At 58.9% G+C, this 23,621-nt stretch carries 20 protein-coding genes; 9 read left to right on the top strand and 11 right to left on the bottom strand.

Features of this window, described 5'->3' with window-relative positions:
- Positions 1-3: 3 nt before the first annotated feature.
- Positions 4-1,350, top strand: coding sequence for a protein kinase domain-containing protein (locus R4P64_RS03670; RefSeq protein ID WP_317819313.1), 1,347 nt, complete (start codon positions 4-6; stop codon positions 1,348-1,350).
- Complete coding sequence (gene pknB, locus R4P64_RS03665) at positions 1,347-3,278, top strand: Stk1 family PASTA domain-containing Ser/Thr kinase (protein WP_317819312.1); 1,932 nt, start codon at positions 1,347-1,349, stop codon at positions 3,276-3,278. The genes R4P64_RS03670 and pknB overlap by 4 nt, the downstream gene beginning before the upstream one ends.
- A 15-nt stretch (positions 3,279-3,293) precedes the next feature.
- Here pknB and R4P64_RS03660 read toward each other — a convergent pair whose 3' ends face one another.
- Both R4P64_RS03660 and R4P64_RS03655 read right to left on the bottom strand, forming a co-directional pair.
- Positions 3,294-3,965: an aminodeoxychorismate/anthranilate synthase component II gene (locus R4P64_RS03660; RefSeq protein ID WP_172937736.1), complete on the bottom strand. Its 672-nt coding sequence runs from the start codon at positions 3,963-3,965 to the stop codon at positions 3,294-3,296.
- A gap of 22 nt (positions 3,966-3,987) precedes the next feature.
- On the bottom strand, positions 3,988-4,629 hold the full coding sequence (locus R4P64_RS03655; RefSeq protein WP_317819745.1) for a DUF881 domain-containing protein: 642 nt from the start codon (positions 4,627-4,629) through the stop codon (positions 3,988-3,990).
- Between the two features lie 222 nt (positions 4,630-4,851).
- Here R4P64_RS03655 and crgA point away from each other — a divergent pair, with 222 nt between their 5' ends.
- The 3 genes from crgA (at position 4,852) to R4P64_RS03640 (ending at position 6,311) form a co-directional block, all read left to right on the top strand.
- Complete coding sequence (crgA, locus tag R4P64_RS03650; RefSeq protein ID WP_033235329.1) at positions 4,852-5,115, top strand: cell division protein CrgA; 264 nt, start codon at positions 4,852-4,854, stop codon at positions 5,113-5,115.
- A 107-nt stretch (positions 5,116-5,222) separates the two neighbouring features.
- Complete coding sequence (locus R4P64_RS03645; protein WP_033235328.1) at positions 5,223-5,714, top strand: PH domain-containing protein; 492 nt, start codon at positions 5,223-5,225, stop codon at positions 5,712-5,714.
- 9 nt (positions 5,715-5,723) lie between these two features.
- Positions 5,724-6,311 carry a TetR/AcrR family transcriptional regulator gene (locus R4P64_RS03640; RefSeq protein ID WP_051730599.1) on the top strand — a complete coding sequence of 196 codons (588 nt, stop codon included), beginning with the start codon at positions 5,724-5,726 and terminating at the stop codon, positions 6,309-6,311.
- Here the strand turns inward: R4P64_RS03640 and R4P64_RS03635 are convergent.
- The 6 genes from R4P64_RS03635 to R4P64_RS03610 form a co-directional block, all read right to left on the bottom strand.
- A complete protein-coding gene (locus R4P64_RS03635; RefSeq protein ID WP_317819310.1) occupies positions 6,304-7,152 on the bottom strand; it encodes a TauD/TfdA family dioxygenase in 849 nt (282 codons plus the stop codon). The two genes, R4P64_RS03640 and R4P64_RS03635, sit on opposite strands and share 8 nt — an antisense overlap.
- A 173-nt stretch (positions 7,153-7,325) precedes the next feature.
- Positions 7,326-8,822, bottom strand: coding sequence for a serine/threonine-protein kinase (locus R4P64_RS03630; RefSeq protein ID WP_317819308.1), 1,497 nt, complete (start codon positions 8,820-8,822; stop codon positions 7,326-7,328).
- A 28-nt stretch (positions 8,823-8,850) separates the two neighbouring features.
- Positions 8,851-11,559 carry a penicillin-binding transpeptidase domain-containing protein gene (locus tag R4P64_RS03625; protein WP_317819307.1) on the bottom strand — a complete coding sequence of 903 codons (2,709 nt, stop codon included), beginning with the start codon at positions 11,557-11,559 and terminating at the stop codon, positions 8,851-8,853.
- Entirely contained in the window at positions 11,559-12,458 is a 900-nt protein-coding gene (locus R4P64_RS03620) for an FHA domain-containing protein (RefSeq protein WP_317819306.1), read from the bottom strand. The genes R4P64_RS03625 and R4P64_RS03620 overlap by 1 nt, the downstream gene beginning before the upstream one ends.
- Positions 12,455-13,444, bottom strand: coding sequence for a PP2C family protein-serine/threonine phosphatase (locus tag R4P64_RS03615; protein ID WP_317819743.1), 990 nt, complete (start codon positions 13,442-13,444; stop codon positions 12,455-12,457). Before R4P64_RS03615 ends, R4P64_RS03620 begins: the two co-directional genes overlap by 4 nt.
- A 14-nt stretch (positions 13,445-13,458) precedes the next feature.
- Positions 13,459-14,844 carry a protein kinase domain-containing protein gene (locus tag R4P64_RS03610; protein ID WP_317819305.1) on the bottom strand — a complete coding sequence of 462 codons (1,386 nt, stop codon included), beginning with the start codon at positions 14,842-14,844 and terminating at the stop codon, positions 13,459-13,461.
- Between the two features lie 117 nt (positions 14,845-14,961).
- On the opposite strand from R4P64_RS03610, the gene R4P64_RS03605 reads away from it, so the two are divergent.
- Together R4P64_RS03605 and R4P64_RS03600 are read left to right on the top strand one after the other, a co-directional pair.
- Positions 14,962-16,782: a serine/threonine-protein kinase gene (locus R4P64_RS03605; RefSeq protein WP_317819304.1), complete on the top strand. Its 1,821-nt coding sequence runs from the start codon at positions 14,962-14,964 to the stop codon at positions 16,780-16,782.
- 20 nt (positions 16,783-16,802) lie between these two features.
- Positions 16,803-17,912 carry an NYN domain-containing protein gene (locus R4P64_RS03600; RefSeq protein WP_317819302.1) on the top strand — a complete coding sequence of 370 codons (1,110 nt, stop codon included), beginning with the start codon at positions 16,803-16,805 and terminating at the stop codon, positions 17,910-17,912.
- Between the two features lie 7 nt (positions 17,913-17,919).
- On the opposite strand, the gene R4P64_RS03595 is transcribed toward R4P64_RS03600, so the two are convergent.
- Positions 17,920-18,873, bottom strand: coding sequence for a rhomboid family intramembrane serine protease (locus R4P64_RS03595; protein ID WP_179300789.1), 954 nt, complete (start codon positions 18,871-18,873; stop codon positions 17,920-17,922).
- 17 nt (positions 18,874-18,890) lie between these two features.
- Positions 18,891-19,418, bottom strand: coding sequence for a peptidylprolyl isomerase (locus R4P64_RS03590; RefSeq protein WP_033235424.1), 528 nt, complete (start codon positions 19,416-19,418; stop codon positions 18,891-18,893).
- Positions 19,419-20,505: 1,087 nt separating this feature from the next.
- Between R4P64_RS03590 and R4P64_RS03585 the strand changes: the two genes are divergently transcribed.
- Both R4P64_RS03585 and R4P64_RS03580 read left to right on the top strand, forming a co-directional pair.
- The gene (locus tag R4P64_RS03585) at positions 20,506-21,528 is read left to right on the top strand and encodes a LacI family DNA-binding transcriptional regulator (protein WP_317541816.1); all 1,023 of its coding nucleotides are present in this window, start codon (positions 20,506-20,508) and stop codon (positions 21,526-21,528) included.
- Positions 21,529-21,747: 219 nt separating this feature from the next.
- Positions 21,748-22,176 carry a hypothetical protein gene (locus tag R4P64_RS03580; RefSeq protein WP_033235316.1) on the top strand — a complete coding sequence of 143 codons (429 nt, stop codon included), beginning with the start codon at positions 21,748-21,750 and terminating at the stop codon, positions 22,174-22,176.
- A gap of 64 nt (positions 22,177-22,240) precedes the next feature.
- Here the strand turns inward: R4P64_RS03580 and R4P64_RS03575 are convergent, their stop codons facing one another.
- A complete protein-coding gene (locus R4P64_RS03575) occupies positions 22,241-23,506 on the bottom strand; it encodes a lipase family protein (protein WP_202026677.1) in 1,266 nt (421 codons plus the stop codon).
- Positions 23,507-23,621: the final 115 nt, after the last annotated feature.

The raw sequence follows: 23,621 nt of genomic DNA, 5'->3' as shown, positions 1-23,621 counted from the left end.
ACCATGGCGTTGAACAATGGCGCTTTGATCGCCGATCGTTACCGACTGAACCGTCTCATCGCCACCGGCGGTATGGGACAGGTCTGGGAAGCCACGGATTCCCGGCTCAATCGACGCGTTGCCGTCAAGGTACTCAAGTCCGAGTTCTCGTCCGATCCGGAGTTCTTGGAACGTTTCCGGTTCGAGGCGCGCACCACAGCGCAGCTGAATCATCCTGGCATTGCCGGTATTTACGATTACGGCGAGACTCGGGACAGCTCAGGAGATTCCACTGCCTACCTGGTGATGGAACTGGTCAACGGCGAACCGCTCAATGCCGTGTTGGCGCGCGTCGGCCGTCTTGCGGTTCCGCATGCGCTGGACATGCTCGAGCAGACCGGTCGGGCGCTGCAGGTTGCGCACGATGCAGGTGTGGTGCACCGGGACGTCAAGCCGGGCAACATCCTCATCACACCCGCAGGTCAGGTCAAGATCACCGATTTCGGTATCGCGAAGGCCGTCGAGAGCGCGCCTGTCACGCGCACCGGAATGGTGATGGGCACCGCCCAGTACATCGCTCCCGAGCAGGCCCTCGGGCAGGACGCCACGTCGGCCAGTGACGTGTACTCGCTGGGAATCGTTGGTTACGAAGCACTTTCAGGCCGTCGCCCGTTCACCGGCGACGGCGCTTTGACCGTCGCAATGAAGCATGTCCAGGAGATTCCGGCTCCGATGCCGGCCGACCTGGCGCCCAACATCCGCGAACTCATCGACATCACGTTGACCAAGGACCCGGCCGGTCGCTACGCAAACGGTGGCGAATTCGCCGACGCCGTCGCAGCCGTCCGCGCTGGAAGGCGTCCGCCGCCACCAGGATTGGGCCAGGGCGGCACGCTGCCGCCGACGGGCGCCACTCAGATAATGCCCCCGACCGCCGGCTACGCGGGTCCGGCCGCGATGGCCGCTGACGATGCGGCCGCAGCAGGTGGACTGACCAGTGGCCAGAAGGCGATGGCGTGGGCCGGCGGTGGTTTGATCGCTCTGGCGTTGATCATCGGCGGCGTGTGGATCGCGACGGACGGCCCTGACAATTCCTCGCCGGCCGTCGTGACGTCGTCGACAACCACGCGTCCCACGACGACAACAACGCGGCCGACGACAACAACGACGCGTCCCACCACCACAACCGTCGAGCCGACCACCACGACAACTCGGCCGACGACAACAACGACCGAGCCGACCACCACGACAACAACGGTGCCGACTACGACGACCACCACCGAGCCGACCACCACCACGACCACCACCACCACGACAACTACAACCACCACGACAAACGCTGCAGAAGAACCGCTAGGACAAGACGAATGACGACACCTCGTAATCTCTCCTCCCGATACGAGCTGGGTGAGATTCTCGGCTTCGGTGGAATGTCCGAGGTTCATCTGGCACGCGACCTCCGCCTCAGCCGAGATGTAGCCATCAAGGTCCTGCGGGCCGACCTCGCGCGTGACCCTACGTTCTACCTGCGGTTCCGTCGTGAGGCACACAATGCTGCCGCACTGAATCACCCGGCGATCGTGGCCGTCTACGACACCGGTGAGGCCGAGACCGACGCGGGACCGCTGCCGTACATCGTGATGGAGTACGTCGACGGCGACACCCTGCGTGACATCGTGCGCAGCAACGGCCCGATGGCGCCGCGTCATGCGATGGAAGTGATCGCGGACGTCTGCGCCGCACTCGACTTCAGTCACCGCAACGGCATCGTCCACCGTGACGTCAAGCCGGCCAACATCATGATCAACCGCGCCGGCGCCGTGAAGGTGATGGACTTCGGTATCGCCCGAGCGATCTCCGACGCGTCCAGCCCGATGACGCAGACGGCTGCCGTGATCGGCACCGCCCAGTACCTCTCACCCGAGCAAGCTCGCGGCGAGCAGGTCGACGCACGTTCGGACGTCTACTCGCTCGGCTGTGTGCTGTACGAGGTCCTGACCGGTCAGCCGCCGTTCTCCGGCGACTCTCCCGTTGCCGTGGCGTACCAGCATGTCCGTGAGGATCCGCCGACGCCGTCGGAGATCAACCCCGACATTCCGCGCGAGCTGGATTCGATCATCCTCAAGGCGATGAGCAAGAACCCCGCCAACCGTTACCAGAGCGCGGGCGACATGCGAAGCGATCTGGTTCGGGTGCTTGGCGGCCAGCGTCCGAGCGCGCCGATGGTGATGAACGACGAGGATCGCACCACGATTCTCGGTGCCGTCGGCAGCGAGACCGGAAATCTCCGCACCGCAGCTGATCCCGTTGCTCCCGTCACCACCGCCGCCGCGAGTAGGCGGGCACCGGAGCCGCCGGCCAAGAAGAAAGGTCTGCGCTACGCGTTGATGGGCTTCGCCGCCGTCATCGTCATCGCGTTGATCGGTGCCTTCCTGTGGCAGGTGAACTCGCCGAAGACGGAAACCGTCGCCGTGCCGACGGGCCTGACCAATCAGCCCGCCGATTCCGCGGAGGCGACTCTCCGCAACGCCGGCTTCAACGTCGAGCGGCAGAACAAGACCGACAAGGTTGTTGCGCCGGGCAATGTGATCACTACGCGCCCGGTCGGCGGAGTCAACCTCGAAAAGGGCAGCACCGTCACGCTCGACGTCTCCACCGGACCGGAGCAGGTCGCCATCCCGCGCTTGACCGGATTGAGCCAGGACGACGCCGAACGCAAACTCAACGCCATCGGCCTGCGACTCGATCCCACGATCGGTCAGGCGCCGTCGACGATCGCCGAGGTGGACAAGGTTGTCGGTCAAGATCCGGCGGTCGGTGTTTCGGTTGTTCTCGATTCGGCTGTCTCGATCACCGTCGGTTCCGGTCCCGAACAGGTCCGCGTTCCCGACGTCACGGGCCAGCGTGAAGAGGTGGCGCGACCCAACATCGAAGGCGCCGGATTTGTCGTGTCGATAACCGAGATCGACTCAAGACTGCCTGCAGGCCAGGTCGTCTCCACTGATCCTGTCGGTGGAACCTCTGCCACCAAGGGCTCGACGGTGACGCTCCGGGTGTCTAACGGCAACAAGATCGCGATTCCCGATCTCACCAACAAGACCGTCTCCGAAGCTTTGACCACGCTCCGTGCAGCCGGTTGGGCGGGAACGGCCGCCCAGTTGGTGCAGACGCAGACCACCACACTGACACCGGAAATGGTCGGCAAGATTCTCTCGCAGACTCAGCCCGCCGGGTCCGAGATCTCCAAGGACGCGGTCGTCACGGTCAGTGTGGGAGCGTTGGGAATTCCCAACCGATAGGTCAGAGTCGGTAGATCAGAGTATTGCCGGCAGGGCTCCACCGAGCGCCGACGCGACCTCAGCTTCGAGGGCCGCGACAAGCGCTTCCGGTGGAGCCTCGCCGCATACCGTCAACCAGTTGGCCAGCATCCGATGCCCACCCTGTGTGAGGACGGATTCGGGGTGGAACTGCACGCAGTGAATGGGAAGTTCGCGGTGGCGCATCGCCATCACGACGCCACTCTCGGTGTGCGCGGTGATTTCCAGTTCGTCGGGAATGGTGTCCTCGAGGACCGTCAGCGAGTGGTAGCGCGTCGCAGTGAACGGATTGGGCAAACCGGCCAGAACGCCGACGTTCGTGTGAAGAACCTTGCTCGTTTTTCCGTGCAACAACTCCGGTGCACGATCCACGGTGGCTCCGAAAGCCGCGCCGATCGCCTGATGGCCGAGGCAGACACCGAGCACCGGCGTCTTGGTATCGGCGCACACCTTCACCAGGTCCATGGTCACTCCCGCACGCTGCGGAGTGCCGGGGCCGGGGCTCAGGAGAATGCCGTCGAACTGCTCTGCAGCCGCATGAAGCCCGCCCGGAGCGGTCAGTCGCGGATCGTCGTTACGCCACACCACGGCTTCGGTTCCGAGCTGACCCAGGTACTGAACCAGGTTGAACACAAAGCTGTCGTAGTTGTCGACGACGAGAATCCTCATAGGAGCAGGGTAAACGCCCGAGCTAACCGCCGGTGTACGCGGGCACTGTGATCTCGCCCGAACTCGCCTGGGTATAGCCGAGACCGAACCTGGTGGCGTACTGCTTGAACACGCGAATTCCCGGTTCGCCGGCCAACGCCGCCTCGAGCCGTTCGGTGTTGCCGATCGCCCGCATCACGTACGGCGGGCTGTACGTCCGACCATGCAGGAGCAGCGTGTTGCCGATACACCGCGGCGCCGACGTGTTCACGATTCTCTGGTCCTGCATCCCGACCGCTTCGGCTCCGCCCGCCCACAGTGCGTTCAGGACACTCTGGACGTCCTGCTGATGGACCACGAGGTCGTCCGGGGTGGCGTCGACGGGATACTTGCCATCCGCATTACGCGGAGCGTCGGTCATGGTGACGACTACACCGGGTCCGGTCATGGCCGTCAGACCCGCGTCGACGGCCATCGCGTCGAGTTGCGCAAGCGCCTCGGCAACACCGTCATCGGACCGCGCGGCCTCCACTTGAAGTGCGTTCAGTTGTGCCGAGAGTTCGTCTCGGGTCGTGGAAATACCGTCGGCGTTTGCCTGTGCGCTGCGCACAAGATCGGAGAGCCTGGTGCTGTCGGTGACCTGAAGCTGATTTTCTTCGGCCGAACGCGTAGCGGTTGCGGCCATCAGTCCCGCCACGAGGCAGACAACAAGGACACCGACGCGCCAGAAGGTGCGTAACCCGGTGTTGCGTGACCCGGTGGACCTGACGGTTTGTCCCACGTCACTCTCCTAGTTCCTGTCCTGGTTCTTCCGCTGTCATGCCCAGTCGGCCCGTGACCGGCCGGACCCAGCTACGTTAGCGTGTAGGTACACATATGCAGGTCACACCGTAAGAGCGAGGACGTTATGCCCAAGTCGAAGGTACGCAAGAAGAACGACTACACGATCAACCCGGCGAACCGCACTCCGGTCAAGGTGAAGATGGGTCCGTCGAGCACGTTGTACGTGTCGGTGATGCTCGGTTTCATGCTTGTCGGATTGGCATGGTTGATTGTGTATTACTTGGCCGCAGATTCGATCACATGGATGAACGACTTGGGAGCGTACAACTTCCTGATCGGCTTCGGATTCATGGTGGTCGGACTCATCATGACCATGAAATGGCGTTGACCTGCGCGTTCCCGATTTAGTCCTGATCGTGACCGGCTTTCAATTACATGGGTGTCATTCATCCCCAGTGTGGATAACTCCTGTGGACAACCTAGGAAGTTATCCACATGCTCGAGGATGAATTTCATCCACAGCCTCGTGACAACGGCTCGGACGTAGTCTCGTGGGCCACTCCGATGGGTGCTGTCTACGCGATGTTCGCGGGTGGAATCGCGCTTGCGATCGCCGCGATCGTGGTGCCGACGGAGACTGCCGGACGGTTCCTTCTCGCCCTTGCCGTGATCGGATTGTTCGTGATGGCCGGGCTCGCCCTGAAGCAGCGTCCGCGACTCGCCGTGATCGACGACAACGGCACCCCAGCTATCGCCGTGCAGCGTTTACTCGCCCGCCACGTGTTTCCCCGGCCACAGATCGACCGGGTGCGCCTGGTGCGCTACCCGCGTCTGGGTCGACGCGTCCCCATGCTCGAGATCGACATCGTGGACCGTGCGACCGACACCGAGAAACTGTTGATCTTCGGACGCTGGGATCTGGGCACCAACCCCGAGGATGTCCTCGAGGTGCTCACAGTCCACGGCTTGGTGCCGCCCGAGAAGTAGAGTCGAGCGGTGAGTAGTCCGGAGAGCGCAGAGCGCGATCGCCTTCTCGACCTTGCTGCCGACTACGTGCTCGAGTTCGGCGTCTCCTCTGCAACGCTCCGCGGGTTGAGTCGCGCCCTCGGCTCCAACAATCGCATGCTCCTCTACTACTTCGGGAGCAAGGCCGGTTTGCTCCTCGAGGCACTACGCCGCGCCGGGCTTCGCTTTTCCGGAATAGCCCACCTCCTCGATCTGATCCGCGATTCCGAGATCCCCATCGCGGACCGTCTCCACGGCGCGTGGGACATCCTCGCCGACCCCGAACTTGTTGCCTACCATCGGCTCTTCTTCGAACTCTTCGGAGTGGCCGCATTCGACTCGGAGCAGTACCGACCACTCCTCGAGGGCGTCGCAAACGAGTGGGCCGACGAAACCGCCCGTGCCATAGCCGAAACCGGCGTCGACGCCGAACTTGCCGAAACTTTGGGACACGAAATCGTGGCCGCGTGGCGCGGGTTCCAGATGACGCTGATCGGCGGTGGTGACAGCACACTGGTCAATCGCGCCGCTCGGCATCTGACGGAGTCGATCATCGCTGCTGCGGAACCGATTACATAGCCAGCGCCGCAAGGTCCGGTTGGACGATGTCGAGGGCCTGCTGCGGAACCGCGACGGCTTCGGTCGACCATCCCCAGATCGAGTACAACTCACGGTTCGGATCGGTGTATCCGTCACGGCCGTGCAGCACGCGGTAGTTGTCGATGCAGATCATCTCGCCGGCCTCGGCGCGGAACATCGGTCCACTGTCGCGCACGTAAGTCACCGTCTCGCTCCATTTGCGGACCATCGGCCACTGCGCATCTTCGGATTCACCCTCGATCGGCGCGAGGAAGGGGTGGTATCTCGCCTGCTCACGACCACTGGCAACCGTCCTGGCGATGGGCGAGAACGTGGACTGCTGAAAGTTCGGTTCGGAATGGTCGATGTCCACGCTCCTGCAGAAGTCCGCAAGCTCCGCCGTGGACGGATCCAGTGCCAGCAGTCTGGTGAGTTTGACCGCATCGATCAGGAACGAATCTCCACCACTGGGAAGCGCCGGCTGCTTGCACCACAGGAACAGATAATCGGGCGCGTAGTCGCCAAAGGCAAAGCCGTCGTTGTGCGCCGTCATACGGTCCGGCGACATGTCGAAATACCGCTTGCGGCCACGCTTGTCCACCGGCTGCTCGTCGACAACTGCAGCTTCCGCGTCCTGGCTGCGGGCTGTTGCCTCGAACTGGCGTCCGACGCGAATGTACTTGTCACCGAGTAACTTCGACGCAAACGCAATGGCGTCGGTTTCCGTATGCAGTCCGCCGAACACCGCCGCGCCGTCAAGCGCGATGGCTGCCCGAACTGCCGCCACGGTGTCCACGCGCCGGGGAACGATACTGGCCGTGGTCAGTTGAGAAGAGAACATTCGTGACTCCCTACGTCGAGTTGAACCAAGTGGTTCAACTCGAGAGTAGGGAGGTGGGATTTCGCCGATGTAACTCCGGAAATCGATTCGGTTACGACTGGCGGCGCTCAGATCACCTTGCCGGGGTTCATGGCGAAAGAGGTCACAATTCCTCGCCTCAGGGATACAGATCCCTAATTTCCACGCCCGGTAAACAAATTCCACTTTCCATCTTTAGGTGATGAGGTAATTTTAAGAACATCGACTGCGCGTTGAGTTCCCCATTCCGGTGATATCACTATTCTAAAAGTTACGCGATCACCTAAAGCTAATACGATAGAACTTCGCTTCATTTCAGAGTGATCCATTACTATTTTTCCACCAATTCCAGATCGACCGAATTCAATCGTTCCGTAAAAATCTCCGTGTGGAGTAAGGGCATGCACTCGCCCTTCGTAACGCTTTTCCGATTCTTTTGGTTCGACAAAGATGCCAGGCACGGGAACCTTATTAGCTACGTCGACAATACTCGGATTCAGTGACCCGATCATTTCTTCTACAAGATCAGATGAACTTGCAAGTTTTACAATATCTACCGCGCGGGGGGTTGCAAATTGCGGCGAATTTAATATCTGAAATGTTACCAAGTCACCCAAGACCAAGCCTGTCGAACCTTCTGTCATTTCAGAATGGTTTACGGCTATTCTTTTACCATCGCCGGAACGACCAAATGCAATGGTTCCGTAAAATACTCCGCCAGGAGTCAGGCTATAAACTCGCCCTTCATAACGCCTCGCTACTTCTTTTAATTCAACCGGCTCGAACGCTAGTTCACTCTCTATATTCAGCTCTTCGAACCGCCCATGAGCTATCTCATAACTTTCTCCGGATAAATTCCTAGTCACGGCATCTATCAACTTAGTGCAACTTTGGTAACGATCGCTCGGATCTTTTGCCATTCCGCGCAGAATAACACTGTCAATTTCAACGGGAATTTCCGAATTAACGGCATTTATGCTCGGCGGGGTATGTGTGAGGTGCGCAGCAACCTGCTGAGCAGCGCTGGCTCCGGAAAAAGGCCGTTCACCGGTGAGTAATTCAAAAAGGACGCAAGTTAGAGAATAAACATCCACCGCAGGACCTACCACTCCGTCGTAACGCTCTGGAGCCATGTACGCTAGCGTGCCGATTGCACCCACACCACTCGTCAGAGCAGTCATTCCGTCCTGGTAAGCAATTCCAAAATCGATCAGATAAATATGGCCACTAGTATGTAGAAAAATATTCGCGGGTTTAATATCGCGATGCACCAACCCCGCGCTGTGGGCGGAGTCAAGCACTGATGCAACCTGTTGAATAATGCCGGTCGTACGTTTGAGTGAAAGCCGTCCAGTCCGTCTTATTACTGTTTCCATGTCCGTTCCGTCGAGCAGCGCCATGTCGATGTACAAACAATCATCGATTTCGCCAAAACTGTGAATGGGAACAATATTCGGGTGTTGCAACTTTGCTACGATTTGCGCTTCTCGGACAAATCTCGCCCGGAACTGACTGTCGGCAGCGAACTCTTTGGGCAAAAGCTTGAGAGCAACATAGCGATCGGTCTCGTGGTCATAAGCCCGCCAAACTTGCCCCATGCCGCCCTGACCGATTTGATCCTGCAATTCATAACGACCGAATTTCTCAACCACTACGTTCGCCTCCTGGGACAGACATGATTCAATTCGGGCAGAGTCCCGTGCTGAAGCTACTGGGAAACTGCGCCAAAACCTTGTTGGCAACACCCGTCGCCGCCACTTCGACGTCACTGCTCGTGTGGACGAGCACTGTGAGTACCCACCGACTGTCAATGACGACGCTTACCCAGGAATTCACCGGAAATCCTGCATTATTGGTGTCGGCAGTTCCCGTCTTGGCGGCCAACGAGTGTCCACGGGCTTCCAACGTGCGCGCCGTACCTGAGACCGCAGCGCCACGCATGCCTTGCATCACCCTGTCGGCGACGGCCGTCGGTAGTGGTTCGCCGACGGTCAGATCGGAGGATTCGTACACAAGGTTTCCGGCCTTGCACACACCTTCGATCAGTTGCGGTGCAGGTACCGAAGTTCCCTGCATACCTTCGGAACTCGATCGAACGACGCTAGCAGTAACCACAGACATCGACAGTGCATTGCCCGTGGCCCCCTCTTGCCCAATCGCAGAACGACCGACCTGCATGTCCGTGAGTGCCTTCTCCCCCATCCCTGTATCGATCCCGGCAATCGCAAATGATCCGATATCGGTGGCAATGTTCGCGCCGGCCCCAAAGTACTTCCGGCTGATCTCGTCGAGACGATCCTGGCCGACAGTAACTCCGATGAACGCCGCCGATGTGTTGCAGCTGTAAGTCAACATGTCCTCAACCGATGTCGACGGGCAGATTGCCTTGTCGAAATTCTGCAGGGTTTCACCGTCCGCCGAGAACACTTCTCTTGGTGCATCCGACATGTCGACGCCCTCGAGTAACCCTGCTGTGGCGGTCACGATCTTGAATACCGAGCCGAGAGCAGCAGGTTCCTGACGCGCAGCCATCAACGGCGGCGATGACGGCAAGTCTTCACTGCGGAACTCATCCGGGACTATGTCGTCGCTACTGTACAAAGCTCGAATCATCCCGGTCTGGGAATCGAGTACCGCGACTGAGCCGGACAGCCCGTTCAATGATTCTGCCGCCGCTTCCTGTAAATGAGAGTCGAGTGTCGTGACCACAGCTGAGGGAGTACACGGCGCGGGTCGAACCACAACGAGGATACGGTCGAGAATCGACGGCGTTCCGCCGCAAGTGAGTTCATCCGCCATCACAGACTCGACGGCGTACTGGGCACCGTCGCGGTGAACAAGACCCACTTCGGCATAGAGTTGGCCCCCCGGATAGCTCCGGCGCCCGTCGTCGGCGGTTGTGGCGATGATCTTGCCATCCGACGTCACAATTTTTCCGCGTGGCATGAAAATCTGGGCAGCATCGGAAACCGGTGAAATAAACAGCGCAAGAACAAGTATCGCAATCGTCAACGTTGCGCTGACGACGGTCCGAAAGACCCCTATCGCGGAGGCGAACTGCCTACGCAGCGCCGTAGTGGGTTCCGAATTCGCGGACACGCCGATAGCTATTGCAACCGAGAATGTGACGGGAAGCAGCGCAGATACCGTCACTACTAAGAAGGGCACGCTGATACCGCTCAACGGCAGAATTCCGACGTTCGCCAACAGCGGCCACGCCGCCTGCACCAGGAGCATGACCGCCAATGCAGTACCTAATACAGCCCAATATCCGTCCGTTGCAAGTGTTCTGACGGTGATGGCTGCCAGAGTGACCAACAGGACGATACCGAGAGCGGCCATGACCGCCATACCCAGATCAGCTGCGAGTACTGCGGGAAGTAAATCCGATTCGCCGATGGGAACCCCTGTGGCAAATGGAGATGTGCCCATACCCGAGCCAAGCAATCCGCCCCGCTGCATCGCTTGAAATCCGGCTCGCATCTGCTCGTTGGGATCCAAGAGGCTCAAGAATCGACCCGGTGCCCGAGTGGCAAAATCGTCGACCTGGCTGGCTGCAAGAACGACCAACGCCGCAAACACAGCCACCGCACCCAGACCGATCGGACTTCGCAGCTTCCGCCAGGTTGCACTCAGCAGCCTCGCAGGGCCGAATATCAAGATCGCAATTGTCACGACACCGATGACCGTCAACACGGCCGGCCCATTGTCGACAGCAGCAAGAACAACCAGATAGCCAAGAAAACACGGGGTGATTACCCAAATCTTCCAGCGCGGCACCGTAGAAGCCGAACTGTCTCCGGAGGCTTGTGCGACACCCCACATCGTTACACCCACCGACGCAACCAGGCCGATTCGAGTGAACTCTCCGACCTGTATCGCCAGTCCGGTGCCTGGCAAACCTATCGTTCCCGTCAACAAGTATGTGAAATCCCCGGCGCCCAGCACGATAGGAATCACCACTCGCAGAAGAACACATCCGATGGCCACATATACCGCTATCGATATGAACGACAACAGATCACGGGAAATTCGGCGACGAACAGATCGAACAACGACAACGAATATTGCGGCTGCGGCAATACAGGTCACTGCAACCTTGATCGGGGAAGCACCAAGCCGGATCTGGGCCATCGCTCCGATCACCGTCAACGCACACAACGTGCCGGTCCATTGCAGCGCCGCTGCCCCGGACGCCGACACTGCAAGGCAGCAACCGAAGGACAGTAATGCAGTCAACCCCAACGTGATCCAAAGGTCCAGTTCGGCTGGGCGGGCAACCAAAGCCGCAGCGACGGCGATAGATGCCCAGACAATCGTCGACTTCGACACGTGTGACGACCACGTCGAATCAACTTTCTCATCGACTTCCTCGTGGGTCGCAGTCACTACGAATGATCCACTTTCACTATCGCGACCCCACGCGGATGGGCAAGAGACAGTTGCGAGGGAACCAGAATCCTGGTCGGGACATCCTTTTCCAACCTCTCGCCGTCGAGAAGGAAGGTGCCGTTCGTCGAACGATCAGTAACCTCGACGCCACCTGCCTCACGAGAAATTTCCAGGTGCCGACTCGACACACCGCGCAGGTCCGACACATCCGGTACCACCAATGTGTTTCCCGAATCTCGACCGATACTCACAGCCGCCTTGGCTTCATCGAGTCGAGTTCGAGCGATTTCGTTCTGGCCGTGCAGCATTCGCACGGTGTAGCGCACCACATGCGTTTCATGTGGAACTTCTCGCCAGCGTCCCGGATCTACCCCATAGATGCTGGTCTTGTTGCGATCATTCGACGAACTCTGGAACACAGCCTCTCCGTGTTCGCCGAATCCCTCCGCCGACGGCGCAGACTTCTGCTTGTAAAAGCTTGCTGCAACCTCGAATTCGCCAACCGACATAAAGTAGTGCAGGTCTGTCGATGCGATAGTTCGCCACTGCGCGCGGTTCCGCGCCGCAAACTTCTCACCGCGCACGTTGACTTCCTTTGCCACTGCGGAACCGACTTTGTCCATTCTTGTTCGCCAGATGTCGAATAGATGCTCAGGTACCTGTACTGCCACGTAGTGGCTGAATTCCACGGATTCGTCGATGCACTCGAAGCGCACGGCCTCGGCGATCCTGCTGACAGCTTTCGAACTCGACAATTGTTCGTCCGCGCCGCGCCCCCGGCGGCTGCCGTGCGGGCGCATCAGCCGAACGACCGGCTCACGCAATTGTGGATATCGCCAGAGCACAAAAGCAGCAACAACGATCGCCACAGCGAGTAAGTAGGCTGTGCCGGTCATGATTCTTCCTCTTCATTGCGGTGTCGCCTCGGATTGGCCCATTCGCGCAACCGTTGCACGACTGCGAACCTGGATCTGGGTGCGGGGAACTGGGATGCCGGGAGCCGAACGGTACCTGCTCTCTCCCAGTCTTTGAGGGAAAGATCAACGGTCGTGCGATCGTCGCCTCCGAACTCCTCCGAAGGTCGGGGCGGCCCTGAATACGCTGGCTGTTCCACATGTGCGGGCTGCTCGTCTGCAACGTGCGATTCACACTGCAGAACAACAACGGTGGTGTTGTCTCGACCGCCGGCAGCGTTCGCGGCATCCACCAGCGCAACACACGCTTCATCCGGATGAGCAAATCGGCTCAGAATCCTCGACACATCCGCGTCCGACACCATCGAAGTCAGCCCGTCACTGCACATCAGCAACCGATCATTCTCGAACAACTGAATGCACGAGACATCGACAACTGGAGGCTCTTCCATGCCGACATATCGCGTGAGCTGTTGTAGCCCTGATTGACTGGACGCCTCCTCGACCGTGAGATCACCCGAATCGATCAATGCTTGCGCAAGAGTGTGATCGCTGGTCACCTGATGCAACCGCCCACCCCGAAACAGATAGGCACGACTGTCGCCCACGTGCCCCACCATCACTTCGGTTTCACCGGCTACGACAACCACAAGTGTGGTCCCCATTCCCGCTTGCCGGACCGAACGTGAGCTGACCTTGCGGATTTGCAACGAAAGATCCGCGATTGCCGACTTCAACCGACTCGGAAGATCTTGTACGAAGTCTGCCGTTGGCAGATTGCCAAGATATCGCTCCATGTACTGAGGAAGCATGTCCACGACGGTTTGGGCGGCAACATCACCCGCAGCGGCACCACCCATGCCGTCTGCAAGTATGAAGATTCCCCGGTCTGCGTCGACGCGGAACCGGTCTTGATTCTGCGAACGCACCCGCCCGACGTCCGTGCGACCTGCCCAGGCCAGTGCCATCACCGACCTCACACTCACAAAGCTTCACGAAGTGATCGAGCAAAGGCGGCAGCCGAATCGACCTTGATCTTCGGGTGGTCGATCAATGCCTTGTCGATCGCTGCCGCCAATCTTGCCGGAACATTCGGATTACGTTCGCGAATCGGCACGGCTGACGTGTCCAGCACCGTGCGAATGTGGTCGGCACCAGGCAGGAACTCACGAGGTGCCTCCGCCGTGAGCATCCAGTACAGCGTCGCTGCAGTTGACCACACGTCGATCGCGGGACGCGAGTACTTGAAATTGGTGAGTTGTTCCCGAGACATGAACCGCATCGTTCCTGCAGATTCGCCCGTGAAAGTCTGGCCACTGAGCCCCGCCAGATCGAATGCCTTTGCCAATCCGAAGTCGGCCAACTTCGCAGTCACCCCAGAATCCGCGCTCGAAAGCAGAATGTTCTCCGGCTTCACATCGCGGTGCACCAGCCCACGAACCGTCGTGTGACCAGGCACCGATACTTCTGCAGTGTGCGCGTATTCCAGCGCCTGCAGCACCTGAAGCACCAACTTCACCGACGATTCGATCGGGAATAGACTTTTCCGATTTCGAATGACATCGGCAATACTCCCACCGTCGCAATAGTCGGACGTGAAGAAGAACTGTCCGCCCGATTCGCCGGATTCGTGAAACGACACGATGTTCGGATGACTGAGAGTCGAAATACTCGACATCTCACGAAAGAACTGTTTCTGAGCCCGGCTGGAAGACGCCACTTCCGCGAGCAGAACTTTGAGCGCCACCAGTGATCCAGATTTTCTATGTTTAGCTAAGAAAACAATTCCCTGGCCGCCTCTACCTAATTCGCGAATCAGTTCGTAGCCACTGATCGGCTTGAGATCGAGTTCACCCGCATCTGCCTTGCGGATCAAATCCTCCACACAGGCGGTCAAGTCCTGACGGCATCGGTGGCACACCAAGTCTCCGTCGCGCCGAACCGCATCTCCCGTAATCGGCGAACCGCATCGAGAACAGGGAATTGCGGTAGCTGCGATCTCATCGCCACCGCTAATTCCGACCGACAGCAGTGTCGGACCCAACTTGACTTGGTCGCCATGGCGCAGATCCAGCTCAGGGAGACGCAACAGCGCACCCTCGGCCGGGGTCTGCCCTTTCCCACGGCGGCCGATCTCCACACCGTTCACCTGAGTGCCGTTCAGACTTCCGAAGTCGCGCACCCGAATATTCGGAGGATTTATATCGAGCAGGCAATGATGTCGAGATATCGTCGCAGCAGCTTCCTTATCAGAAGGAATCACCATGTGACAGTCATTCGATCGACCGACAATAACCGTCGCTCTTTCGGTGAAGACGTACTCCCGTTCGTCTGCCGGTCCCTCGACCACTGAAAGCGTCACATTCATCGACAACCTCCGAATTCATGAGCGGTGGACGCGTTTTGCCACCAACCAAGTCGTCCAAGATATAGAACCGTACAGGGATTGCAGGCACCACGGTTGCGCAAACGCAGTATATTGCTGATGATTCAGACAGGCGTGAAGGTGGAGATTAATGTGACGCGTCCATTCGGCAAATACCGACTCATCGAAAAACTCGGGCGCGGTGGCATGGGAGAGGTCTGGCGTGCACGCGATACAGAGCTGGATCGTGAGGTTGCGATCAAACTCCTCGTCCCAACTCTCGCGGACGACGAAGAGTATCGAGCTCGGTTCAATCGTGAAGCGCGGACAACAGCTACGCTCCAAGATCCCAACATCGTGCCGATCCACAGTTTCGGCGAAATCGACGGCCGACTCTATATCGACATGGCTCTGCTGGTCGGAACTGACCTTGAAACCCTGATCAAACGCGACGGCAAGCTGACTCCAGCCAAAACTGCACGCATAATCAAAGACGCTGCCTCAGCGCTCGATGCGGCACACAAAGTCGATCTCGTCCACCGTGACATCAAACCGTCGAACATCTTCGTACACGAGAACGGGCACGTGTACGTCATCGACTTCGGAGTGGCTCTCAAGAGCGGCCAGGAACGCCTGTCCCACGGAGTACCCATCGGCAGCTACGCCTACATGGCGCCAGAGCGCTACGACGGAAAAAACGGCAAATCCGTCGACATCTACGGCTTGGCCTGCGTGCTATTCGAATGTATAACCGGCGAACGCCCCTATTCGGGAGCCAGCGGCCCACAGTTGATAGCCGCGCATATGAAGCAACAAGTCCCGAAGCCGACCGAAATCGTGCCGTCACTTCCTCGCGGGGTAAACGGTGTCATGTCGAAGGGCATGGACAAGAAACCAGCTGACCGTTACGCCAGCGCCGGAGAATTAGCCAGCGCTTTCCAGAAGGCTATAACTCCGGCACCCGTGACTCCGAGCAAGAGGCGCAGAGCACCATTGGTACTGGGAGCTGCGGTTGTGCTGGCGGCCGCCGGAACGTGGTTCTGGACCTCGCCGTCACAAGCGGATGCCAACCCCGGCGCAAGTTTCGACGGTACCTACCGAGCGGTTTACACGCAGACAGTGGCAGATGGTCCACCAAAGGCCTTTACGTATCAGTGGTCCGTCAAATCACACTGCCCGGAAGAAACAGGAGTTTGTGTTGCTTCAATCTTACAATCAGATCCGAGCGACAGCTCCGAAGCTCCGTCTCGATACATCGCCGATTACCTTGATGGAACCTGGAATACAGTTTACACCGGCAATGAACCCGGAACTTGCGATGCTTCAAAAACCGCTAACCCAATCGATACTAAATTTTGGGCGTCAGGAACCTGGAAATCCGATCCCGATTCGAGCGACTATTCGGGAAGTCTCACCTCAAATTATTCCGCACCGTGCAATCGAGAATTAAACTACGAATTAAAACTGACGAGAACAGGAGACGTAGACCCGAAAGTTCTCTTTCCAACCCTGCCTGGAATCGACCCGAAATTTATTAATTCATCAGCCTTGAATTTATCGGGAACATATGAATATACACGAACACCGCGATCCGTTACTGGAGCATCGTCACTACCTGAAATACAGTCCAGTCAAGCAAAATTTAAACCCATATGCTTGCGTGACGGTTCAGAGTGCGGGTCGTTAGTAAGTTGGGAATCCGGTGGGACAGATATCTGGAGTTACGAAAACGGAAGCTGGATACTGCAGATTAACAGAATCTATAAATGCTGGACTCGGGAAGATTCACCTTCCGGTTCAGGGGAGTTTTTCGGGGCAGTCAACAGCATTGATAAATCGTCGCCGGCCACCAACCTCGCGGGAAAATCAAACTTCACAGTCGGAGAACCATGCAATTACTTCATGGAATCAGATTTGACCCTCACGCGCATCGGTGATTAAAATAGAAAGGGGGAGGGAAGATGATTACTGGCGATAAAATCAATATCTTCGCAATTGACCTGTCCAATATTTGCTGGGACAAGTCACTTCCACCTTTGGGTGGTCGCGGGCCACTGGTCAGCAGGTTCGTCGATGTCGCGACTGCTCTCGAGGAGCAATTTCCTGGCTCAACCATGCTGTGCGTCGCAGATAACTCGCTCCGCCATGCAGTTTCAGACATGCGTGGCAGGAAGTGGCGAGAAATACGCGAAAAATACGCGATAACAGAGGTCCCGGTGGCCGATGAGATCATTCTCGACTATGCAGAACGCAATAACGCCGTAGTGATCTCGCGAGATCAATTTGTCGACCATCGCCGGCAGCATCCCTGGATTATCGACGACCCTGCGCGATTCGTGAAGCCGATCAATAACGGCGACAAGATAGAATTTGTTCCATCCGGGATAAAGTTCGAATCGCACCACGCAATTTCGATGATGATCGAGCGCAAGGAGCTCCAGCAACTCGGAATCGACCTACGCGGCCACCGGGCGATCCTCAACACTCATTGGCGGTGCAAAAATTCTTTATGCTTGCAGTCAAAGCTATGGAACGTTCTGTTGTTGTGGCCGGCCGTCGATGAATCCGGCACCGCTTGTTGCCCAACGTGTAGGCAGGCTTTGGATCCACTCGGGCCACGACCTCGAGCTCGACAACTAATCGCATTCAGTGCCGATAGCGACGTCGAACTGTTCCGGTTTCCGGTTGAATTCGGTTTGCCAATCGTCCTAGGGCGCGGGCCGCTACGCAATGGCATCAGCATTGATGCCTTGATTCCGAATACCCCCGAGGTTTCACGAATCAGTCGTCAGCATCTGGTTGTCAATCTATCGGCAAGCGATTCCCTTGAGGTGACCGATCTGGATTCGTCTAATGGCACCCGGATCTGTCAGCGTCCAGGCGGAGATGCGGTTGTATTGACACCGAATACCCCGACCATTCTGGATCAATTAGCGACGGTCGACATCGGCGGTGCTATCCGGATCGAAATATCAGGTCAACGATTCATTCCCGATACGGCCTCGAAACCCGCGGGATCAACCCAGGAATTTCCGATGACACCAGTCGAGCCCACCCAACGACGACCGTGAAATCCTGCTATCCGCTGGTGAGGAACAGCCCCTGCTCGCGCAGTTGCACGACACGCATCACGATGATTCCGATCGTGACCACGGTGACGGCACCAAAAGCGATCCAGCCGATCCGGACTGCTTTCAGCCGATCTTGACCCGCACCCAACCACTGCGGCACGTACAGGAATGCGGCAGCGGCAGCGGCGCCTGCCAGCAGACCACCCGCGTGTCCCCAGAACGAGATGCCTGGCAGCGAAATGCTGATGATCACATTGATCGCGATCACCGAGATGATCGGGACCGGGCTACGACGCAGACGCAGCAGCAGAACCGCCTGCGCGCCCATGATGCCGAAAATCGCACCGGACGCACCCGCGGTCCACGACAGCGACGTCACCGACGCAAAGACCGGTTGAAACGCCATCACCGACGCGCTGCCACCGACCAGCGACACGAGATAGATGCTGATGTACCGGGAGCGGCCCATCACGATCTCCGTGTCGCGGCCCAGGATGTAGAGCGCATACATGTTGACGGCCAGATGCAGGATTCCGAAGTGCAGGAATCCCGACCCGATCAGACGGAACCACTCGCCGCCCGCAACCAGTGCGGGGTTGAGGGCCCAGTTCGCGAAGATCGACGAATCGACCTGATTGTTCATGATGCTGCGCGACTGCACGAGCGTCGCCAGGAACGCCAGGACGTTGAGGCCCATGAGCGTGTACGTCACGACCGGCACCGGCCGCGCCTGCGTCACGGTATTGCCCGCGACGCCACGCACGGGTCGAACATCGCGTTGACCGGCAGCTACACAGTCAACACATTGGTAGCCCACCGCCGCCTCACGGAGGCAATCGGGGCACGCTGGGCGGCCGCAACGATTGCAGGAGAGAGCAGTGGATCGATCTGGATGGCGGACGCACCGCGGTTGGGGCGGGAGGCCCTCACTCGCACCGCCGCCCCAACCGGGGTTAGTCATCTTCGTTGTTTACCTGTTCAGGAGATGGTGATGCTGTTAATGACGACAGGCTCGACCGGGCGATCGGAGCGATCGACCGCGGTGGAGGAGATAGCGTCGACAACCTTGCGCGACTCGTCGTCGAGAACCTCACCGAAGATGGTGTGGCGACGGTTCAGGTGCGGCGTCGGGCCGGTGGTGATGAAGAACTGCGATCCGTTCGTGCCCGGGCCGGCATTAGCCATGGCGAGCAGGTAGGAGCGGTCGAACTGCAGTTCCGGGTGGAACTCGTCGCCGAACTGGTAGCCCGGGCCGCCACGGCCGGTTCCGGTGGGGTCGCCACCCTGGATCATGAAACCGTCGATGACGCGGTGGAAGACTGCGCCGTCGTAGAACGGTCCGGTCTTGGCGCCGGATGCGTTCTCGGTGGAGTATTCCTTCGAGCCGTCGGCCAGGCCGACGAAGTTCTCGACGGTCTTCGGCGCGTGGTTGCCGAACAGAGCGATCTTGATGTCGCCGCGGTTCGTGTGCAGCGTTGCGGTTGCGGTCTGATGAGTTGAAGTCACCACCCCATCGTGCCATTGTCTGGCTTCCGATGGATGTGAGGCTGCCAAACCGGCCGAATGCCAGCGGAGCAGAAAGACCCGACAGCTAACAGAAGCTCGGCAACAGAGGTGCGATTGGAACGCGGACAGGCAACGCATCCAGCGGGGCTTTGATGGCGTCCTCAATCGATCGGCAGAACTGCTGCGCAACTGTCGCGGAATCCCCAATCTGTGTCGCGTAGTACATGCAGGTCCCTCTGATAGAAACGGCAGCTGACATCACGGCAGCCGATACCGGCAATCCGACGGCCGCTGCAGGAGGATAGGCGAGCCCGGCCAACGCGACCATGGTTCCAACGCCATTGGCTGTATCAACCATTCGGTCGCAATATTGTGAAAGCGTTTCCACTGCAGGGGGTCTGGGTCCTCGTGAGCCGTAACTCGTCGGCCCGTTTCCGTCGATCGAGACCGAAACGGAACTCGGATTCACCATGTTGATCCGACCGAAACCACGATCCGCGCAGGTGCCTTGGACGGTATATGTTCCGTTTGAGAGTGGACCGAATCGAACGGCACCGCTACCTGTTTGATCGAGCTTCAAGTCAGCTTGACGATCGTCGACCTGAACAAAGCAAACACCGTCGCCAGGCATGCCGGAATTTATTGCATTTGTTCTTCCACTTACGGAGACGCTGATATATCCGCCGGGTTCGGTGGAAATATTGACTGCCCCATATCCATACGGTCCCGATGCACCCGTCTGAAACTGAGATACCGAGTCAGCGCTGGCAGTGGGGGATGCTGCGACTGCGAATCCTGTAAGCACTGCTGCCGCAACAGCAGCTCCCGCAATACGTTGCCCGATCATTCGACCACCTCTTCATGTGATTCCAGGTGATACGGAAAGTACACAGGAGAGTTCTTGATTGGGCCGAAATATTTGAAAGTTCATCTGATCGAATGACAATTCTGCGCGATACAGGCAAGCATGGGATCGATTCCATGAACGGCGTCAAAACCGGTAAAATCACCACACCGGAAAGCAGACCCACTGCACAGAAATTCTCGAACGACACAAGCACATATCCACCGCCGCGAAGAGGAACCGATGACCGTCACATTGATCGATGTCGCACACGCCGCCGGCGTATCCCGTAGCACAGCATCCCGAGCCTTGAGCGGATCGACGTCAATCTCCCCGCAGACGAGAGCAGCCGTGCAGGAGGCGGCACGCAAGTTGCAGTACCGCCCCAACCGTGCCGCCGGTACCCTTCGCTCACGCCGCTCACATCTCATCGGTCTGGTGATGGAGAACCTGCACAATGCGTCGTTCCGCACAGTGGCCGAAGTAGTACAGAAACGAGCCTCGGACAAGGGTTTTCAGGTCATTCTCTGCATTACCGGTGCCGACGTAGCACGCGAACGCGAGGTCCTCGAGATGATGGCAGAACACGGCGTCGACGGCACCGTCGTGATCGGCAGCGGCCGTAACGCCCTGGCTTCCAACGATCTCCTTTCAAGCAGTGCCGTGGTCAATCTCTTCAGATTCGTGGAGGGAAGCAAAGCCCCCAATGTTCTCGGCGACGACGTCGACGGTGCCATGTTCGCCACCAGAGCGCTACTAGGACTAGGCCACCGGAACATCGGCTACATCGGCGGCACGGAACATGCGGATTCCGGCCGGGAACGCTTCGAGGGATATCGACGCGCCCTGTCGGAGTACCACATCGAGGTGGATGAGTCTCTGGTCCGAAAAGGTTCCTTCACAACATATTTCGGAGCGGAAGCAATGGGGTCGTTACTCGAGCACTCACCGAAGATGACGGCGCTCTACGCCGCTAATCACGAGGCCGTTTTCGGTATCCTGCCCACACTGGTCGCGCGCGGCGTCAGCATTCCGAACGATCTGTCCCTGGTGTGCCACGAGGACATGCCGTGGCTCGAAATGTGGCAACCTGCGATCACCACGATCGACAACGGTGCACAGCAACTGGCCGCTGTTGCGATGGATCTTCTTTTCCAGCAAATAGATTCAGGAATAATCGGCAAAGAAGACCAGGGGCGCACCTACCGCATCGGATCCACGTTGATCGAACGCAATTCATGCGCACCGCATGACGGACGTCGCTGACGGTCACCGTCCGCGATACCGAATTTTTGCCCACATTTCGTCACGTCCACATCTCGTGCCAAGGCATTGCCCTCGCCGTCCGATTGCGTATCGAATTTGTGGAATCGATCCCATCGCCATGTCTACCAATGATCTCGATCCGCTAAAAAATGATTCAGCTTCCCCCAGAAATCGCGCACCCGACAGTTCCTGGGACAGATCCTGTGACAAAGTGGAGTCATGACACGAGTGACCGAGTCCCTCAGCAGCCAGCTTCCCGACACGTTCGACCAGGCCGTGGCCCGCGTCGAAGACTCTTTCGAGGAAACAGCAACCCGCATCAAGGAATCTGACGCAGCCGACAACGCCCGTCGCATCGCCGCTGTGGTCGCCACGGCAACTGCCCGTGGCGCCGGACAGCTCGGCCTGTTCCTGGGCCGTCAGAGCGCTGTTCTCGCCAAGAAGGGCGTGGAGTGTGCAAAGTCCCTCCCCGCCAAGTCAGCGGCGCGCGCAGAGCGTGAACCGAAGCCGCGTGGACGTAAGCGCATCGGCCTGTTCGTCATTGCCGGTGTGGCTGTGATCGGTGGAGCTGTTTTCTACAAGAGCCGCCACCGCGAGCACCCGCCGGTGGCGTCGGCTCCGCCGCGAGTGGACGAACAGACTGCGTAGATCTTGAAGCAGAGAGGCCCGGAACACAGTGTGTTCCGGGCCTCTCGTCGTTGGTGAGCGCCAGTCAGCAGTTCGACGGCGCCGGAACGTTGTTGAACCGATCGATCATGTAGCCGATGGATTCCGGGGTTCCCGTGATGTACGGGGCTAGATGGCCCAGTGCAACACCCGGAGCGACAGAGGGCAGCTCGTTGACGGAGAACTGCACCGTCGCGCCGTTGCTGCACCATTCCCGCGCGAGTTCCTGTCCCTGGCCGAACGGCACGATGTCGTCAGCTCGCCCGTGCTGGATCAGGACCGGCGACGTCGGCGTCAGGTTGCCGATCTTCTGTTCTGCCAGGATCCCCTGTGCAACGGGCAAGCGATCGAGCACAACCGACAACGATTCGCCCGATTTCGTGAACTCCGACGTCTTCTGGAAGGCAAATTGCAGGCCCGTCTCGCCGACGCACTGATTTTTGGTCGCCGCGAGCATCGCGCGTCCACGATCGTTGATTTCCGCGTCGAGTAGCGGCTCCACGTCGGGGTACTGAGCCACGATTCCGTTGAGCGCGTATCCGATCAAGCCGGTGAGAAATGTGCCGTCGATCTGCTCGAGGGTGGCTTCCAGATCAGCCGGAGGAGCGCCCGCGTACGTGCCCTTCAGATCGAGCTCCGGGGCGTACGACGGCTTCAGCTCCGTTGCTGCAGCGGCAGCGCCGCCACCCTGCGAATAACCCCACAGGCCGACGGGCCCGTTGTCGGGAATGCTGGTGTTCGGAAGTTGCTGCGCAGCCCGCACCGAATCGAGGACGGCGTGCGCTTCGGCGGCGCGGTTCACGTACGTGTGGTCGCCCGGCGTTCCCAGCCCGTCGTAGTCGGTGACCACAACGGCAATGCCGTTGAGCAACAACATATTCACCCAGATGGACTCGTAGCCGACCATCACGTCCGTCGGAAACCTGTATTCCAGTCCGGTGTTGAACAGCTTGGACGGGGCACACTGGTCACCTTGTCCGTGAGTACCTACTGCGCTGGCAACCAGTGGACGCGCCCCCTGCCCGGTCCACGGGTTTGTCGGCTCGAGGTACGTGCCGGTGACTGCAACGGGAGCACCAGTGGCGTCTTCGCTGCGGTACATGATCTTGGTGGCGGTAGCCGGCCACGGACCATTCGATCCCGGCACGCTGAGAAGCAAGGGCGTCGGCTCACTGCGAATGAGGTCGCCGTTGTCCCCGGCGGGCAGTTCAGTCGGCGGAGTGTAGAAATCCGCCGGCTCAGCTGCCGCGAACGGCGCCGTTGCAGCACTGACCACCAGTGCTGCAACGGACAGGCCTGCTGCCCACCACATTCGGTTCTTCACGTTCACGTTCTCCCCACGTCGTTTGCACTGTGCTCTGACACACAGTGAACGCAGGGTAACATATACCGCAAAACAAACTTACCGGTAAGGAAAGAATCTTAGA

The sequence above is a fragment of the Rhodococcus sp. IEGM 1366 genome (genome assembly GCF_033142425.1).
GTDB classification, from domain to species: Bacteria; Actinomycetota; Actinomycetes; order Mycobacteriales; family Mycobacteriaceae; genus Rhodococcus_F; species Rhodococcus_F globerula.
This window is presented reverse-complemented; position numbering and strand designations above follow the sequence as displayed.

Coding starts and splice junctions, on each gene's coding strand:
- R4P64_RS03600 (WP_317819302.1), top strand. CDS start 16,803: ATGATTACTGGCGATAAAATCAATATCTTCGCAATTGACCTGTCCAAT.
- R4P64_RS03605 (WP_317819304.1), top strand. CDS start 14,962: ATGATTCAGACAGGCGTGAAGGTGGAGATTAATGTGACGCGTCCATTC.
- R4P64_RS03585 (WP_317541816.1), top strand. CDS start 20,506: ATGACCGTCACATTGATCGATGTCGCACACGCCGCCGGCGTATCCCGT.
- crgA (WP_033235329.1), top strand. CDS start 4,852: ATGCCCAAGTCGAAGGTACGCAAGAAGAACGACTACACGATCAACCCG.
- R4P64_RS03615 (WP_317819743.1), bottom strand. CDS start 13,444: ATGGCACTGGCCTGGGCAGGTCGCACGGACGTCGGGCGGGTGCGTTCG.
- R4P64_RS03670 (WP_317819313.1), top strand. CDS start 4: ATGGCGTTGAACAATGGCGCTTTGATCGCCGATCGTTACCGACTGAAC.
- R4P64_RS03635 (WP_317819310.1), bottom strand. CDS start 7,152: ATGTTCTCTTCTCAACTGACCACGGCCAGTATCGTTCCCCGGCGCGTG.
- R4P64_RS03660 (WP_172937736.1), bottom strand. CDS start 3,965: ATGAGGATTCTCGTCGTCGACAACTACGACAGCTTTGTGTTCAACCTG.
- R4P64_RS03575 (WP_202026677.1), bottom strand. CDS start 23,506: ATGTGGTGGGCAGCAGGCCTGTCCGTTGCAGCACTGGTGGTCAGTGCT.
- R4P64_RS03655 (WP_317819745.1), bottom strand. CDS start 4,629: ATGGCCGCAACCGCTACGCGTTCGGCCGAAGAAAATCAGCTTCAGGTC.
- R4P64_RS03620 (WP_317819306.1), bottom strand. CDS start 12,458: ATGACCGGCACAGCCTACTTACTCGCTGTGGCGATCGTTGTTGCTGCT.
- R4P64_RS03645 (WP_033235328.1), top strand. CDS start 5,223: ATGCTCGAGGATGAATTTCATCCACAGCCTCGTGACAACGGCTCGGAC.
- R4P64_RS03580 (WP_033235316.1), top strand. CDS start 21,748: ATGACACGAGTGACCGAGTCCCTCAGCAGCCAGCTTCCCGACACGTTC.
- R4P64_RS03595 (WP_179300789.1), bottom strand. CDS start 18,873: ATGACTAACCCCGGTTGGGGCGGCGGTGCGAGTGAGGGCCTCCCGCCC.
- pknB (WP_317819312.1), top strand. CDS start 1,347: ATGACGACACCTCGTAATCTCTCCTCCCGATACGAGCTGGGTGAGATT.
- R4P64_RS03610 (WP_317819305.1), bottom strand. CDS start 14,844: ATGAATGTGACGCTTTCAGTGGTCGAGGGACCGGCAGACGAACGGGAG.